General features: G+C 70.7%; 16 protein-coding genes and 3 pseudogenes. 15 read left to right on the forward strand and 4 right to left on the reverse strand.

The window, feature by feature from the left end; genetic code table 11:
* The first annotated feature begins 116 nt into the window (after positions 1-116).
* The 11 genes and pseudogenes from BZZ08_RS02205 to BZZ08_RS02255 all read left to right on the forward strand — a co-directional run bounded on the left by BZZ08_RS02205 (position 117) and on the right by BZZ08_RS02255 (position 8,113).
* Positions 117-539 carry a MarR family winged helix-turn-helix transcriptional regulator gene (locus BZZ08_RS02205; protein ID WP_198601234.1) on the forward strand — a complete coding sequence of 141 codons (423 nt, stop codon included), beginning with the start codon at positions 117-119 and terminating at the stop codon, positions 537-539.
* Positions 536-1,837, forward strand: coding sequence for an MFS transporter (locus BZZ08_RS02210; RefSeq protein ID WP_104630412.1), 1,302 nt, complete (start codon positions 536-538; stop codon positions 1,835-1,837). Before BZZ08_RS02205 ends, BZZ08_RS02210 begins: the two co-directional genes overlap by 4 nt.
* Before the next feature lie 350 nt (positions 1,838-2,187).
* Entirely contained in the window at positions 2,188-2,661 is a 474-nt protein-coding gene (locus BZZ08_RS02215) for a hypothetical protein (protein WP_133169136.1), read from the forward strand.
* Positions 2,662-2,903: 242 nt separating this feature from the next.
* Positions 2,904-3,458, forward strand: a complete 555-nt coding sequence (locus tag BZZ08_RS02220; protein ID WP_104630414.1) for a peptidoglycan-binding domain-containing protein — start codon at positions 2,904-2,906, stop codon at positions 3,456-3,458.
* A 562-nt stretch (positions 3,459-4,020) separates the two neighbouring features.
* Positions 4,021-4,398 carry a hypothetical protein gene (locus tag BZZ08_RS02225; RefSeq protein WP_104630415.1) on the forward strand — a complete coding sequence of 126 codons (378 nt, stop codon included), beginning with the start codon at positions 4,021-4,023 and terminating at the stop codon, positions 4,396-4,398.
* A 161-nt stretch (positions 4,399-4,559) separates the two neighbouring features.
* Positions 4,560-4,955: pseudogene (locus tag BZZ08_RS40010) on the forward strand (transposase family protein); the annotation flags it as partial.
* Between the two features lie 265 nt (positions 4,956-5,220).
* Complete coding sequence (locus tag BZZ08_RS02235; RefSeq protein ID WP_104630416.1) at positions 5,221-5,478, forward strand: Atu4866 domain-containing protein; 258 nt, start codon at positions 5,221-5,223, stop codon at positions 5,476-5,478.
* A 132-nt stretch (positions 5,479-5,610) separates the two neighbouring features.
* Positions 5,611-6,369, forward strand: coding sequence for an SDR family NAD(P)-dependent oxidoreductase (locus BZZ08_RS02240; protein WP_104630417.1), 759 nt, complete (start codon positions 5,611-5,613; stop codon positions 6,367-6,369).
* A gap of 147 nt (positions 6,370-6,516) precedes the next feature.
* Complete coding sequence (locus BZZ08_RS02245) at positions 6,517-7,293, forward strand: SDR family NAD(P)-dependent oxidoreductase (protein ID WP_104630418.1); 777 nt, start codon at positions 6,517-6,519, stop codon at positions 7,291-7,293.
* Positions 7,294-7,392: 99 nt separating this feature from the next.
* Positions 7,393-7,772: pseudogene (locus tag BZZ08_RS02250) on the forward strand (PhzF family phenazine biosynthesis protein); the annotation flags it as partial.
* Between the two features lie 140 nt (positions 7,773-7,912).
* Positions 7,913-8,113, forward strand: coding sequence for a hypothetical protein (locus BZZ08_RS02255; RefSeq protein WP_104630419.1), 201 nt, complete (start codon positions 7,913-7,915; stop codon positions 8,111-8,113).
* 536 nt (positions 8,114-8,649) lie between these two features.
* On the opposite strand, the gene lepB is transcribed toward BZZ08_RS02255, so the two are convergent.
* On the reverse strand, positions 8,650-9,315 hold the full coding sequence (gene lepB / locus BZZ08_RS02265) for a signal peptidase I (RefSeq protein WP_104630420.1): 666 nt from the start codon (positions 9,313-9,315) through the stop codon (positions 8,650-8,652).
* A 360-nt stretch (positions 9,316-9,675) separates the two neighbouring features.
* Here lepB and BZZ08_RS02270 point away from each other — a divergent pair, with 360 nt between their 5' ends.
* Both BZZ08_RS02270 and BZZ08_RS02275 read left to right on the forward strand, forming a co-directional pair.
* Positions 9,676-10,446: an SOS response-associated peptidase gene (locus BZZ08_RS02270; protein WP_104630421.1), complete on the forward strand. Its 771-nt coding sequence runs from the start codon at positions 9,676-9,678 to the stop codon at positions 10,444-10,446.
* A 76-nt stretch (positions 10,447-10,522) separates the two neighbouring features.
* Positions 10,523-11,428 (forward strand): arginase family protein, encoded by a 906-nt coding sequence (locus BZZ08_RS02275; protein WP_104630422.1) that lies wholly within the window; start codon positions 10,523-10,525, stop codon positions 11,426-11,428.
* Positions 11,429-11,485: 57 nt separating this feature from the next.
* Here the strand turns inward: BZZ08_RS02275 and BZZ08_RS38710 are convergent, their stop codons facing one another.
* The 3 genes and pseudogenes from BZZ08_RS38710 to BZZ08_RS02285 form a co-directional block, all read right to left on the reverse strand.
* Positions 11,486-11,626 (reverse strand): hypothetical protein, encoded by a 141-nt coding sequence (locus BZZ08_RS38710; protein ID WP_157953304.1) that lies wholly within the window; start codon positions 11,624-11,626, stop codon positions 11,486-11,488.
* Positions 11,627-11,721: 95 nt separating this feature from the next.
* Positions 11,722-12,111, reverse strand: a complete 390-nt coding sequence (locus BZZ08_RS02280; RefSeq protein WP_104630423.1) for a hypothetical protein — start codon at positions 12,109-12,111, stop codon at positions 11,722-11,724.
* A 120-nt stretch (positions 12,112-12,231) separates the two neighbouring features.
* Positions 12,232-12,986 (reverse strand): annotated as a pseudogene (locus tag BZZ08_RS02285) (FadR/GntR family transcriptional regulator).
* Positions 12,987-13,090: 104 nt separating this feature from the next.
* Here BZZ08_RS02285 and BZZ08_RS02290 point away from each other — a divergent pair.
* Positions 13,091-14,827 (forward strand): IlvD/Edd family dehydratase, encoded by a 1,737-nt coding sequence (locus tag BZZ08_RS02290; protein ID WP_104630425.1) that lies wholly within the window; start codon positions 13,091-13,093, stop codon positions 14,825-14,827.
* 46 nt (positions 14,828-14,873) lie between these two features.
* Positions 14,874-16,061, forward strand: coding sequence for a fumarylacetoacetate hydrolase family protein (locus BZZ08_RS02295; RefSeq protein ID WP_104630426.1), 1,188 nt, complete (start codon positions 14,874-14,876; stop codon positions 16,059-16,061).
* The last annotated feature ends 42 nt before the right edge of the window (positions 16,062-16,103 follow it).

A 16,103-nucleotide genomic window follows, 5' to 3' on the forward strand; every position in this document is an offset into this window, starting at 1 on the left:
AGCGGTCGATCAAGAGCCACCGATTGTCGCAGCGCTGTTATATTAGCGCTGTGACATCTTCAGATCCCACAGCGCTACCCGACCCATGGCACTCCCTGCACGAGCTTCTGGCCGTCATGGATGCCGAGATCGAGCAGGTATACGTCGAGCGTGGCATCGAGGGGGTGCGCCCGCGGTTCGCCTATCCGTTGATCCGGCTCGCCCACTCCGGACCACTGACCATTCGCGAGCTTGCGAAGTCGCTGGACCGCTCGCACTCCGCGATCAGCCAGACCATCGCCGCCATGCGCAAGGAGGATCTGGTCACCTCCGAGCCGGGGCCTGACGCCCGCACCCGGCGGATCGACCTGACGGCGCGCGGCCGATCGCTGGTGCCATTCCTGGAGGCGGAGTGGCGCGCCACCCACGAGACGGTCGCCGAATTGGACAGCGAGATCCCTTACGCGATGACCACCGTCGTCGAAGAGGTCCGGCGGGCGCTGGAACGCCGGTCGATGCGGCAGCGGATCCTCCACCACCTTGTCGAGCCACCGCGATGACGGGGCGTGTCCGTCTCCGGTTCCTTGACACCCGCCCGCTGCGTGGCAGTCAGCGGTTTCGCGACCTGTGGATCAGCACCTCGGTCTCTCAAGTCGGTGGGCAGATAGCAAACGTGGCGGTGCTGGCCCAGGTCTGGGACCTGACCGGCAGCCCGGTGGGCACCGGTGCCATCGGGCTCGCCACCGGCCTGCCGATGGTGGTGTTCGGGCTGCTCGGCGGCACGTTGGCCGATACCGTCGACCGCCGTGCGGTGGTGCGGGCCACCACCGCAGGCCAACTGCTGGCCGCCGCCGCGCTGTGTGCCCAGGCCCTGGCGGACAACCGGAACGTGCTGCTGCTGCTCGCCCTGGTCGCCGTGGGGACGAGCTGCAGCGCTCTCGGAGCTCCTGCCCGGCGTACCTTCCCGGTCCGGCTGCTGCCGGACGACCAGGTCGCGGCCGGTCTTGCGTTGACCAACGTCTCCTTCCAGGCAGCGATGCTGGCCGGGCCCGCGATGGCTGGGCTGATCATCGCCCGCTGGGATCTCCCTGCCGCATACGCAGCCCAGGCCGCGGCCATGGTCGTCTCGATGCTCGCGGTGATCCGCCTGCCTGCCATGCGGCCTGAAGGTGCCGACGCGGCGGGCGGCAGGCGGCGGCCGAAGCGTGGCGGTTGGCGGATCGTCCTGCGTCGCCCGGCACTGTGGGGCTCGATGGCCACCGACCTGTCCGCAACGCTGCTCGCCATGCCCATCGCGCTCTTCCCGCTGGTCAACGAGATTCGCTTCGGGGGAGACCCGCAGACCCTCGGCCTGTTCCTCTCGGCCGTCGCGATCGGGGGGATCACGGCCGGTCTGCTCTCCGGGACGGTGACGCGCTGGCGCCGTGGCGGCCTGGTGCAGCTGTCCGCAGCCGGTGTCTGGGGCCTGGCCCTGGCCTGTTTCGGTCTGGCGGGGCCGTTGTGGCTGGCGCTCGGATGCCTGGCCGTGGCGGGCGCTGCCGACACCGTGTCGGTCGTCACCCGCAGTGCCCTGGTCCAGCTGGAGACCCCGGACGCGTACCGGGGGCGGGTCTCCTCGGTGGAGCACGTCATCGGTGTCGCGGGCCCCGAACTCGGCAACTTCCGTGGCGGTCTGTTGGCGTCGGCCACCTCCGCCTCCTTCTCCCTGGTCTTCGGCGGCCTGTCCGCCATCCTGGCGATCGCCGCCGTGGCCGCGACCAACGCGCCTCTTCGCGCCTACCGCACACCGCCTGCTCGCGCGAAGCCAACCGTCCCTGGGGCCGTCGACACGGCGGCAGCCGCTGGTCAGGTTTCCTGATTCGCCTCAAGCCTTGAGCCCGGTGTGAGGGGTGGTCGGCGTCCCGCGTCGCTGACCACCCCTCACCGAGTGTCATTCCTCGTCGGCGGCGTCCGGCTCGCGCAGCGGACGCAAGCACCCGGGCAGGTCGGGGAGATGGAAGGAATACCGGCCGAGCATGTTGATGTGACGGCGGACGAACGGGGAGAGGGGGCCACGTCCACGTCGTGGACGACCAGGGCCTGCCTTCGCCGGGCTACCGCGGAGGTTTACCCAGAGCCCAACCCGGGGTTGACGCCGGCATGGCCTGTCCACGACAGAATCTGGCGGGGACCGACGCTACCGCGGCAACGACATTCAAGGGGGAGTCAGTGAAGCGACGCGTACTCGGGATGCTGGCCGTGGCCTTCAGCGCGGTGTTGATCGCCACCACACCGGCCTCGGCACACAGCACAAACGACTGGGTGAAGACCACCCAGGGCGCGCCCGCAGGATGGGCGCACAGGACCGCGAAGAGCTACGTCGGTGGTGTCCAGCAGGAGACGGACATCTACTGGCAGGACAACGGTGAGGTCTGGGTCCAGAGCAGGGTGTGGGACAGGTCGACCGACGGCTACTGCGCGACTGTCCAGATCCGCTACGAGATCTCTGAGAGCCCCGGCCAGTGGGCAGGCCACTGGCACTACCGGCCCGTCGGTGGCGCACTCGACTGCGCCCTTGGCGAATCCATCCCGCAGTACAGCGCGAACTGGATGGCGCGATACCCCACCCGCAAGGTCGCGGCACGGGCCTGTCACGCCGACCCGAAGGGCGAGATCGTCGAGTGTGAAGGAACGTGGCATTGAACCCGCTGGATGCCAGCGGCGACACGTGCCAGGCACCCGGCACCCATGGCCGACGTCCGCACAGCGGTACCGCCTGCCTCGGCGAGGGGGTGCACTCGTGAGGGCGGACCGCCCGCCGAGCCCCGGTCGTGAGGCCCGGCGGACCGTCACAGAGCCTGTTCCAACCCTTCCACGGCTGGTCCATCGCAGGCTGTCCCACTCATCTACACGGCTCCCAACGGGGAGTCCGGGTCTGGGGATTCATGCGTTCACGCACCAAGCGGATCAAACTCGCCGCAGCCGCGGTCGGCGTGCTGACCGCCGCCACCCTCGCACTGAGCACCGCGCCCGCCTCCGCATCCGGGACCTACAGCGGCCTCGCCTACATCTACGGCGCCGGCACCTACACCGACGACTGGGGTGACGAAGGCGTCACGGACACCACCCACAACACCAACTCCAACGCCACCTGCATGTGGCAGCAAGTCCTATGGGCGGACGGCTACCTTGCGTCCACCACACAGATCGACGGCGTCTTCGGAAAAGAAACCTCGACCGCGACCGCGAACTGGCAGCGCCACTTCCTGGGGGCCGCGTCTGCCGACGGAAGCGCCGGCAAGAACACCTGGGGGAATGCAGACAACCGGCTCTCCTACATGTCGGGCAGCGAAGCTTCCGGCCAGTCCCTGGTGGTGGCGTACAACGGCACGTCCCACAGCTTCACCCTGGGGCGCGACGAAACCGGGAAATATCGCTTCGGGGACGGGACCGGCAACTGGTGGTTCGCGGGCTACAACTACCGGACCTGCAGTTTCTGACATCAGGGGCTCTCCGACGCCATGCGGCCCGTCTCCCCTCCCGGCACCGGCCTGCAGCCGCCCGGCTGCGGGCCTCACCCGTGCCCGGTCCCCGAGGGCGAGCCAGTCCGGAAGTGCCAAGGTATCTACCCGATACGACCGGCCCAGCTGCTGATTTCGAGCCGGATATGACGACGTGGAGTGGACGGTCTCGGTGGACTCCGCTGTCTGCCGAGCTCATCAGCACGCGGCTGGGTTGTGCGAAGGGGTTGCGCGACGGTCAGAACCCGACGATCAGACACTCGGACGTTCTCGCGGACCGCGCCTGTTCTTCCCGCGCGATCCGCAGCCCTCTCCGGCGGCGAGGCATTCGACTCCTCGCTTGTCCACGCGCACGACCAGGACGTCGTAGACCTCGGAGACACCCCGCGCCTGGATGGTGTCCCGCCAGGCTTCCGTGTTCCGGCCGAACCACTCCGGCAGTCCACGAGACAGGGCCTAGTTCCGTGACCGGGAGGGTTCACCGTGATCGGAAGGCGGCTCGTGGGACGAGCGCACGCGAAACGGCTGGTATTACTGGGGCATGCAGGAAGAGACCGCACGCTCCGCGATCGACACGTTCATCTCCGCGTTCAACGCCTCCGAGGACAGCTATGTGACTGCCCTGCTCTCCCAGGCCCTGACCTCAGACGTAGTCTTCTGGGGGCCGTTGGGCCGCAGCGAAGGAATCGCCGCGGTCGAGCGGTTCGTGCTGGACATCCGGCGCCACCCGGCGGGGACCGGCACGATGGTGCGCTCCTCAGCGGTGGACATGCCTGATGAGTGGGCCCGGTACCAGTGGGTCTTCACCACGCCGGGTGGAGGCCCCCGCCTGACGGGAACGGACGTCGTCCATCTGCGGCGGAGCCTCATCGACCAGGTCATCGTCTTTGCGGGGGAGCCCGAGGCGTCCGCCTCCTAAGCATCCTTCCGTCGCTGTCCTACTCCTACACTTGCCCCGTCGGCGTTCGGAGGCTGCGTTTCGCAGATGGCCAGGCTGCGGTGCTGAGGGGGCGTCCGCGTCAGCGCAGGTAGCGGTGCGGTGCCTGGGTCTGCGCGGGGGTGGCTGCGGTGGTGGGAGTTGGCATCCAGGTCCGCCGGCCACCGGTCGGCCGCGGCGGCCGGCGCGCGTCCGTGTCGGGCAAGAAGAAGCAGAACACCCCATGAAGGCCGGCGTCATCGCCGACGACCAAGGCCGCACGGTATTGGATCGATGCCCTGCGGCCTGAGCGTGTACACGACGCCCCGGCTGCCCGCAACGAAGGCATGGCCGTCTGCTTCCAGCACTTCCCCGACGTCCAGGTCTTCCTGGACGACGGCTCTGTGAGCCTGAGCCGCGACCACGGCGGGTAAGCGATCACACCGCCGAGCCGGCCCCGGCCGGGAGTACTGCCCGCCACAGTCGAACAGTGGGAACGCGACCGCCACGGCCACTCTTTCGACCGCATCACCGTCGAACACGCCCTCCCCGACCACAAAATGGTGGCAGTGACTGACCCGCTGGATCCAGCTCCCCCCGGCGTCCGGCGACGCCAGGCTACAGAGGCCGTCGGAGGCGCCCCGCCGGATGAGCCGCGCTCACATACCAAGGTTCGGTAACCCGAACGAAACGGCCTAGGCGGTGGCCCGGTGTGCTGTCTGGGTGTGCCACACCCAGACAGCACGCGTCCTGGTTGATGGCCGTTGACCTGCCCAGACTCGGGGGTGCAGGAAGGACCGCACCAGTCGAGGAGAGGAGTCCGCCATGCGCGGGACTGTTGAGGGCGACCACGTCGATGTGGTCGGGATGTGGGTGACCGCGGATGGTCACATCCGTCAGGAGTTGCTGCCGGACGGCCGCTACGACGAAGCCCGCGGCGAGCGGCGCAGCGCGTACACCGGCCGGTACACGGTGACCGGCAGCCACCTGGACTACATCGACGACACCGGGTTCACCGCCACGGGCGACATCCGGGACGGGGTGCTCCATCACGAGCACCTCGTGCTCTACCGGGAGCGGTAGCAGCCGTAGAGGAGGCCGGGCCACGGCCGTCCCGGGCACCGGGGGCGAATCCGCCGTCGGCGGACCGAGAAGTCCTGACACGGCGGTCAGCCGGTCAGTCAGCAGCAGCAACGAGAACCAAGGACCACATCCATGACAGGACAACGACTTGACGGCAAGGTCGCGCTGATCACGGGCGCGACCGGCGGCCTCGGCACAGCGACCGCCGAACTCTTCGCCCGCGAAGGCGCCCGGCTAGTGATCACCGATATCGCCGAAGGCCCCCTGCGGGACCTGTCCCGCCGGATCCGGGCACAGGGCGCGGAGGTCGTCACTGCTCGCCTCGATGTCTCCTCCGCGCGGGAGTGGGACGAAGTGATCACCGTCGTACGCGACCGATTCGGAACGCTGGACGTGCTCGTGAACCTCGCCGGCATCCTGGACTGGCCAGGTATCGAGGACACGCGGGAAGAGGTGTGGGACCGCGTCATCGACGTGAACCAGAAAGGCACATGGCTCGGCATGAAGGCGGCGATGCCGCTCCTGCGCGCGACCGGCAACGCTTCGGTGATCAATACGTCGTCAGTACTCGGTCTGGTAGGAAGTGGTGCCGCTGCGGCCTACCAGGCGTCCAAGGGGGCCGTGCGCCTGTTGAGCAAGACCGCCGCGGTCGAGTACGCCCGGCAGGGAGTACGGATCAACTCGGTGCATCCGGGCGTGATCGCCACGCCCATGATCCAGGAACTCCTCGACGACCAGGGCGACCAGCAGCCGGACATCCAACGCACCCCCATGCGCCGAGCCGGCCGCGCCGACGAGATCGCATCTGCGATCCTTTTCCTGGCCTGCGACGACTCCTCGTTCGTCACCGGCACGGAGTTGGTGGTCGACGGCGGGCTCACCGCGCACTGAACAGCCCAGTCGTACGACGTTCACGCGGGCCTGCCGTGAAGGCGTCAACGGCGCGGCCCACCCGGTCCGCGCACCGCACCCACCGCACAGCACGTCAGGTGCCCTGCACCACCGGCGCCCGCACTCACCTTCTCCAGGGACCGCACCATGACACCTGCAAGCGCATCCGCCGCACCGTCCGCATCCACCGAGTTCGCCGGGAAGATCGCCCTCGTCACGGGAGCCGCGAGAGGGGTGGGCCGGGAGACCGTGGCCCTCCTCCACGCCCGCGGTGCCCGGGTCGTCGCCCTCGACCTCCGCCCCGACGTCACGAACCTGGCGGGGGAGTTTCCCGGCGTCGTCGCGACAAACGGTGACATCACCCAGGAGGAGACCGCCCACCGCGCGGTGGCAACGGCCCTGGACGCCTTCGGCGGACTGGACATCCTCGTGAACAATGCCGGGCGCACCCAGAACAAACCCATCACCGAAACCACGGCCGAGGACTGGGACACCGTGATGGCGGTCAACGCCCGCGGCTCCTTCTTCTGCGCCCGCGAGGCATTCCGGACCATGAAGAACCGCGGCGGCGGCGCCATCGTCAGCACCGGCTCGTACGCCTCCACCGTCGCCCTGCCCGAAGGCGTCGCCTACAGTGCGTCGAAGGGCGCTCTGGCCCAACTGACCAAGGTGCTCGCCGTCGAGGGCGGCCCGCTGGGCATCCGCGCCAACCTCGTAGCCGCGGGCGTCATCGAGACGGACTTCCTCGACACGATCCGCCCCGACAGCCGCGCCTACCTGGCGTCCTTCGCCGCCGCGCAGCCACTGGGACGTGTGGCGCAGCCCGAGGAGATCGCCGAAGTCCTGTGCTTCCTCGTCTCGCCCCGCTCCAGCTTCGTCACGGGAGCCGTGGTCGCCGCTGACGGCGGTTTCACCGCGATCTAGCGACGCATCAGACAGCACCGCAGGCGGTGGAAGCCGTGGAGCCAGGCGGTCGTGCGCTCGATGGCGCAGCGGAAGATGCCCAACGCGCGGTGCCGTGGCGCCCTGCGCTGGGACGGCGCCGACCTCGATCCCGAGCTGCCGCCGCACGTCGCCTTCGCCGGCAACGATCACTTGATCCTCGCGGTCGGCTCGCGGGCCCGGCTGGCCGACCTCGACTACGACTTCGACGCACTCGCCGCCCTCATGCGCGCGCACGGCTGGACGACCGCGCACCTGGTCTGGCGCGAGGACGAGCGGCGGTACCACGCGCGGGACCCGTTCCCGGTGGGCGGCGTCGTGGAGGACCCGGCGACCGGAGCGGCCGCGGTCGTGTTCGGCGGCTACCTGCGTACGGCCGGCCCAGCGAGCTCACCGTGCGCGCGGACCCGAATGGCACACGCGTCTACGTCTCCGGCCACGCCGTACCGATCGCCGGATGAGGAGGCCCGTCGGGGCGTGCCGACGGACTGAGGCGGTTTCCTCCGGCGCGGGACCACCGTGGTGTCGGACAGGGCCTGTTCATGGGTGAGCACGTTGCGGGAACCCGCCCGCCGTCCTGCCCCGACGTGCGGAAGAGACGATGACGACGACACCCGAGGACAACAGCCACAACCGCTTCTGCAAGGCATGCGGCACGCCCGCCGGAGACGGACCACTGTGCGAGCGCTGTGGTTCCGTTCTGGAACTCCCGGACGACGCCGGGCTGACGGAGGACCAGGGCGGCGCCGTGCGCCGGGACTTCGAGGAGCGTGACATCCGGCGGGGTCAGCGACCCCAGTAGTCGCGACGCGGCAGTTCCACCCACACGGGGGTCCGACCACGGCACGGCTGTCGGTCGGGGACAGTCCGGCGAAGGCGCAGGAGTACGCCACGGCGTTGTAGTGGTAGAGGTATGAGGCCAGGACCTCCTCGGCGGTGTCGTTCTCGTGCGGCCCGTCGCCGGGATGCAGGTCCCAGTTCTCGAAGGCCCTGTGAGGCGCGATGCTGCCCTGGTTGCCGCTCTTGGGAGCGGCGTACAGCCCGTAGCAGACCGTGTCGGCGGACAGCAGGGCCAGCACGACCCGGCATCTGTGGCGCGTGGACACGGCTCTGGATCAGCGACGACCCGACCGAGCACGGCAACGCGATGTGCGGCCCCGTCGCCCCGGCCGCCTGAGGCCCCGGCAGCGACCATTCCTGGGGCTCCGTGGCAGATCGAGGAGGTGAGCGCAGTTCCGGACCTCGGCAGGTTCACCCCCGGACGGCAGCCGGCGCGTCACCGTCCAAGGCCGTCTGCCGAGGCAGGGCCGCGCCGCCGCGGTGCGGTGCGGTGCATTCTCACGCCGCCGGCCATGGCGGCGCGGCCGCGATCGGTCGCCGGGCCGCGCGCCGGGTCGCGTATCCGCTGATCCCCAGCGCGGCCCCGACCGGGGTCAGCACGAGCCCGAGCCCTCCGGTCGTCAGCAACAGTGGCGGGACGACGAACCCCTCCCGTACGCGCCCGAGTACCCCGGAGGCCGCGACGCTGCCCGACTGCTCGTCGAGGGAGAAGCGTGAGTCGTTCGAGTTCCCCCGGTTGTCACCCAGCAGGAACAACCGCCCGTTCGGCACCCGCACGTCGTACGGTGCGGTTGCGGAGGCCAACTCGTCGCGCCGCACATAGGGTTCGTCGACCGGCTCTCCGTTCACCGTGACCCGGGCCCCGTCGCTCGCCACGTGATCACCGCCTGTCCCGATGACCCGTCGCAGGACCGGGGCGCCCTGGTATCGGCCGGGCACACGGACGAGTACGACGTCGCCTCGGCGTATCTCGGACGCACCGATGTGCTCGACGACCAGGTGCTCGCCCTGGCTGTACGTGGGCTCCATCGACTCGCCCTGGACGGTGACCCCTTGGTGACGCGCGAAGAAGTAACCGGTGCTTCCCAGCACCAGGACCAGCCCGAGCGGGACCAACACCCAGCCCGCGGCTCTCAGCCGACCGCCCACTCCCCGCTGCTGCATGAACGCGCCCCTCCCCAGAAACCGCCCCGGGCGGGCGGACCAGCAGAGGTTAAGCGGTCCCGGACCGAAACGCACCTCCCGCCGAGACCACACCCGCGCCACAGCACCTGGCCCGCCGGTCAGCTCCGGTCGCAGCCGGTGCCGTCGCCGGACCGGCCGCCCCTCCGTCGAAGGTACTCCCTTCCCAGGGGCTGTCGACCGCCATGCCCGGCAGGCGGCGTCGGCGCGCGTCACCCGGTCGGAGGGCCACGGGCGCCTCGCGCGGAAGCGGTGTGCGCCACGGGTCACAGGCGCCCCGGGCACGCGACGCGGTGGGCCGTGCGGTCGCGGCGAACGCCAAGGGTGCGCGACAGTTGGTTCATGTGCGGCCGGTACGTTTCCACCCGCGGTCCCGAAGACCTCGCCCGGCAGTTCCAGATCGCCGACCGGGACCTCGGCGATCCCCTGGCGCCGAGCTGGAACGTCGCGCCGACCGATGAGGTGTGGGCCGTCCTCGAACGCACCCCGCGCGACGCCTCCGCCGGCGCTCCGGCGACGCGGCACCTGCGGACGCTGCGCTGGGGCCTGGTGCCGTCCTGGGCCGGCGACACGAAGATCGGCGCCCGGCTGATCAACGCCCGGGTGGAGACGGTCCACGAGAAACCGGCCTTCCGCACCGCGTTCGCCCGACGCCGCTGCCTCCTGCCGGCCGACGGCTTCTACGAGTGGCAGCGCATCAAGGACCGGGAGACGGGAAGGGCCCGGAAGCAGCCCTACTTCATCCACGCCGCGGACGACCGGGTGCTGGCCCTGGCCGGGCTGTACGAGTACTGGCGCGACCCGGACGCCGGGCACGACGACGACCCGTCGGCCTGGCTGACGACCTGCACCATCATCACCACCGAGGCCACCGACGCCGCCGGACGCGTCCATCCCCGCATGCCGCTGACCGTCGCCGACGACCACTACGATGCCTGGCTCGACCCCTCTCGCCAGGACACCGGCGCGCTGCGTGACCTCCTCCAGCAGCCCGCCGGCGGCCGGCTCGACGCCCGCCCCGTCTCCACGGCGGTCAACAACGTCCGCAACAACGGCCCGCAGTTGGTCGAGGCGGTCACCGGCGCGGCGCCCGGAGCCACTCCGTCCGGTTGAGCCCTCGGCCGAAGAGCAACCACCCTTTCGCGATGGACCGGTTGAACGTCATCCGCCCGACGGCAAGGATGACGGCATGCGAAGCATCATGGTCATGGACGCACCCTCCAACCTGGGCCTGCGTCCGCCGGCCCCCGGCACCGTCCCCGGCTGCTACAAGCTGGCCGGGGCGCTGCGGGACAAGGGGATCGTACGCAGGCTCGGCGCCCTCGAAGGGGGCGTGGTCGTGCCGCCACGCTACGACCGGGGCGACTGGCAGGAGGGCGACGGCGTCTTCAACGCACGCGCCATCGCCGCCTACACGCGCACCCTCGCCAACCGCATCGAGGCGCACGTCTCCGCCGGTCACTTCGCCCTGGTCCTCGGCGGGGACTGCTCCATCCAACTCGGCGCCGCGCTGGCCCTGCGCCGCCTCGGCCGGTACGGCCTGGTGTCGATCGACGCCTCACCCGACTTCCGTCATCCGGGCACCTCCGACCGGATCGGCGCCGCCGGCGGCGAGGAACTCGCCCTCGCGACCGGACGCGGGCAGACGGACCTGACCGACCTCGAAGGACTGCGGCCCTACCTCCGGGACGAGGACGTCAGGATCTTCGGCACCCGGGACGCGTTCGCGGACGACGAGGACGTCGCCGAACTGCGCGGGCTGAAGGTCCCCGTCACCACCGTCTCCGACCTGCGCGGCTCCGACCCCGCCGACCTCGGCACCGCGACCGCCGAGAACCTCGCAGCGGCGGCCCTCGACGGCTTCTGGGTCCACCTGGACGCCGACGTCCTCGACCCCTCGGTGATGCCCGCGGTCGACAGCCCGGACGCCGACGGCCTGCTGCCGGGCGAACTCACCGCCCTGCTGCGCCCGCTCGTCCGGTCCCCGCGCTGTGCGGGGCTCAACGTCACCATCTACGACCCCGACCTGGACCCCGACGGCAGCGCGGGCATTCTCCTGACCGACCTGGTGGTGGCCGCCTTCACCACCGACTGAGACGCGCGGTCGGGACACGCCGGGAACCGCTGCGCCGCCCGCACGGCGCCGTGGCCGTCAGCCGGCCGGCCGCCAGCCCAGCGCGGGACCGAGCCGACGCCGTCGGGATGCGCCGCGTGGACGGATGTGGGAGAGCTGGGTCGCGGCGAAGTCCTCGGGGGCGGCGCCTTCGTCCGGCTTCTCGGCCTTCACCACCATCTGCTCACTCTGACTGAGCACCAACAAGGTCGGAGACCACGTGCTGCCGGCGCAGCCGACGGCCGTCTGAACGTTGTCGAGGTGGCGGCGGGCGGTCAGGTGCCTGGGTCGATTTCGGGGTGGGTGAATCGCACGGGCTTGCTCGGCGACCGGGCGTAGGCGATCTCGTCCCGGGCGCCGTCTCCGATGTAGTCGCCGATCACGAGCACCTCATCAGAGAGCCGGATCGTCGCCCGGTGCAGTTCATCGAGTCGAACCTTCAGCGTCTCGGCTCCGGCAGGATCGGACCGAAATGCGTGCGGTGGCTTCATGTCGCAGCCCGATTTGACGACGGTCTTTCCGGCTTTGGTCTCCCGCAGCTCGGTCTCGGTCATCTCGGTCATGAAGCGGGTGGAGCCGTAGGTCGCGACGATGCGCGGGAGGCTCGACAGCTTCTTCGCGTCGGCGAGCTTCTGCTCCGGGCTGAGCGGTCGCGGGTATGGCACCGGTTCCTCCCGCGGGCTTGCTCGGACGACGTGCCGGCGGAACACCCACTCGCGGACCCGGGCCGGCCGAGCGGGTTGGCGGTCCTCCCCGTGGCACCTGCAGGTAGCCGTGGTGACAGGTCAGACGGCATCGCCCGGGGTGGCGCTCGGCATTCCGGGTGACTGGGCGATTTCCTGTTCGGCGGCTTCGATCAGGGCCAGCACGGCATGCGCCGCGGCCACGGGGTCACGGGCCTCGATGGCCCGCACGACGGCGCGGTGACCCGGCAATGAGGCTTCCACCGCGCCGGGGGTCTGCGTGCTGATGAGAAAACTGTGTTCCAGCGCGATCTCGACAGCGCGGCCCAGTGAGCCGAGGAGACGGTTGCGGCCCGCGTCGAGCAGGGCCCGGTGGAAGGCGATGTCGGCCTCGACGTACCCGCTGCGGCCGGGAGCCGCCGCCGCGGCCTCCATGGCCGCCAGGGAATCGTAGAGGACCCGTACGTCGTCGGGTCCTGCCCGGTCGGCGGCGAGCCGGGCCGCCTCCGGCTCGACGATCCGGCGCAGTTCACCCGTGTCGCGCAGCAGAGCGGTGGCGTCCCCGGCCTGTTTCCATCGCAGTACGTCACGGTCCAGGTGGTTCCAGTGCTCCGGAGGCAGCACACGCGTGCCGGTACGGGGCCGTACGTGCAGCATGCCCTTGGCGACCAGTGACTTCACTGCCTCCCGCAGCACCCCTCGGCTGACGCCGATCTCGGCCGCGAGGGCGTCCTCGACCGGCAACGGAGCCCCCGGCTCCCACACTCCCGCCACGATGCGCCGTCCGAGTTCGTGGACCACGCGCTGGTGCGTGGTCGGGAAATTCTCCACGATCTCCGCTTCCCTCTGGACGCCATTCATCGAATCATTCAATGATTGTGTGACAGGGTACGGCCCGCGGGCCCCACCCGACCACGCCCCATCGCCGAGCGGACGACGCCAGAGCCACGGGAGTGCCTACATGACGGACGGTCAGCAGACGAGTCGCCGCAGCCAGGCGTGGTTCGGCGCCCGGGGCCGCAGCGGGATGGTGTACCGCTCCTGGATGCGCAACCAGGGCTTCGGACATGAGGTGTTCGACGGGCGTCCCGTCATCGGCATCGCGACCAGCGCCTCCGAACTCGCCCCGTGCAACGCCCACCTGACCCGCGTCGCCGAAGCCGTCAAGCGCGGTGTGTGGCAGGCGGGCGGCCTGCCCCTGCAGTTCCCCACCATGGCCACCGGCGAGACCCTGATGCGCCCCACCGCCATGCTGTACCGCAACCTGATGGCCATGGAGGTCGAGGAGCTGATCCGGGCCAACCCGCTCGACGGCGTCGTGCTGCTGTCCGGCTGTGACAAGACGACCCCGGCCATGCTCATGGGCGCCGCCAGTGTCGACCTGCCCGCCGTCATGGTCACCGGCGGCCCGATGCTCAACGGCAAGTACCGGGGCCAGGACGTGGGTTCCGGCACCCACGTGTGGAAGTTCGAGGAAGACCTGAAGACCGGCCGGATGACCGAGGAGGAGTGCTTCTTCGCCGAGGGCTGCATGGCCCGCTCCAACGGGCACTGCATGACGATGGGGACCGCCTCCACCATGGCCTGCGTGGCCGAGGCGCTCGGCATGCAGCTGCCCGGCTCGGCGGCCTGGCCCGCCGTCGACTCCCGCCGGATGGAGACCGCGCAGGCGGCCGGGCAGCGCATCGTGGGGATGGTGGAGGAGGAGCTGCGCCCCTCGCGGATCCTGACCCGGGAGGCGTTCGAGAACGCCGTCCGGGTCAACGCGGCCATCGGCGGCTCCACGAACGCCGTCATCCACCTCACCGCCCTCGCCGGACGTGTCGGCGTCGAGTTGAGCCTGTCGGACTTCGACGACCTGGCCCGCGCGGTGCCGACGCTGGTCAACCTGATGCCCAGCGGGAAGTACCTCATGGAGGACTTCTGCTACGCGGGCGGCCTCCCGGCCGTCCTGGCCGAGCTGCTCGGCGGCGGTCTGCTGCACGGCGGGCAGATCACCGTCACCGGACGCACCGTCGCCGAGAACACCGAGCACGCCGAACGCATCGACTCCGACGTCATCACCCGCCTCGACGCCCCCTTCCAGCCGGCCGGAAGCGGTATCGCCGTGCTCCGCGGCAACCTGTGCCCCGACGGGGCCGTGATCAAGCAGTCCGCCGCGTCACCGCACCTGCTCACCCACCGCGGTCCCGCGCGCGTCTTCGACTCCCCGGAGGCCTACCACGAGGTGGCCGACGACCCGGAACTCGACATCGACGAGCACACCGTCATCGTCATCCGCAACGCGGGCCCCAAGGGCTACCCCGGCATGCCCGAGGTCTCCAACGTCCCGCTCCCCGCCAAGCTGCTCAAGGCCGGCGTCACCGACATGGTGCGCGTCTGCGACGGCCGGATGAGCGGCACCGGGTACGGGACGGTGGTCCTGCACGTGGCGCCCGAGGCAGCCGTCGGAGGGCCCCTCGCCCTGGTGCGCGACGGGGACCCCGTCGTCCTCGACGTCCCGAACCGCACCCTGCGCCTGGACGTGGACGACGCCGAGCTCGCCCGGCGCCGGCAGACGTGGCGGACCCCCGCCGAGCGGTACGACAGCGGCTACACCTGGCTGTACACCCAGCACGTGGAACAGGCCGACCAGGGCGCAGACTTCGGGTTCCTGCGCGGAACCCGCGGACACGAGGTCCCCCGCGACTCCCACTGAGGCCGGGCCCGGACCACCGCACCCCTCGAACCCAGGAGCAGCGATCGTGGAACCCGGAGCAGCGCACCCTCGTCCGGTCCTCACCACCGGCTCCGTCCTGCCCGAGGACGCCGACCGCGCGACCCTCGTCGCACGCGTCCACGCCCCGGAGTACGACGGGCCGTGTGTGGCCGCGGTGCGAGGCGAGCGGGTCGTCGACCTGACGGCCGTCGTTCCCACCGTCTCCGACCTCATGGAACGCGACGACGCGGCGGCAGTCGTCCGCGAGGCCGACGCGGGACACGTCTGGCGCCTGGACGAACTGCTCGAAGCGCCCGTCGGCCGCCGTGACGTCGCCCATCTCCTCGCCCCCGTCGACCTGCAAGTGATCAAGGCCGCCGGCGTCACCTTCGCCGGGAGCCTGCTGGAACGCGTCATCGAGGAGCGCGCCGGCGGCGACCCGGCGCAGGCCGCCCGGGTGCGGGCCCGCGTGGGGCAGGCGGTGGGCGGCGCGCTCGACGGCATCCGTCCGGGATCGCCCGAGGCGGACAGGGTCAGAGAACTGCTGGTCGCCGAGGGACTGTGGTCGCAGTACCTGGAGGTCGGCATCGGGCCGGACCCGGAGGTGTTCACCAAGGCGCCGGTACTGTCCGCGGTCGGCGTAGGCGCCGACATCGGGGTGCTGGGCGCCTCCGTGTGGAACAATCCCGAGCCCGAGGTCGTCCTCGTCGTGGACTCGCGCGGCCGGGTACGCGGCGCGACGCTCGGCAACGACGTCAACCTCCGTGACATCGAGGGACGCAGCGCCCTGCTGCTGGGCCGTGCGAAGGACAACAACGCCTCGTGCGCGATCGGCCCGTTCATCCGCCTGTTCGACGAGGACTTCGACCTCGACACCGTCCGCGGGCTCGACGTCGGCCTGCGGGTCGACGGCACGGACGGGTACGTGCTGCACGGCAACAGCACGCTGCGGGCGATCAGCCGCGACGTGCTGGACCTGGTGGCCGCCACGCACGGGCCGCACCACCAGTACCCGGACGGGTTCGTGCTGTTCACCGGAACGCTGTTCGCCCCCACGGAGGACCGAAAGGCACCCGGCGCGGGCTTCACCCACGAGTACGGCGACGTCGTGCGGATCTCCAGCCCGCGACTCGGCGCTCTGGTCAACACCGTCGTCCCGAGCGAGCAGGCCGCGCCCTGGACGTTCGGCGTACGAGCGCTGACACGCAACCTGGCCCGGCGCGGCGTCCTCTGAGACACCGAGGACCACCAGGCCCCGGCCGGCGGCCTGGCGCCG

Source organism: Streptomyces sp. MH60 (assembly GCF_002939385.1).
In the GTDB taxonomy this organism is placed as follows: Bacteria; Actinomycetota; Actinomycetes; order Streptomycetales; family Streptomycetaceae; genus Streptomyces.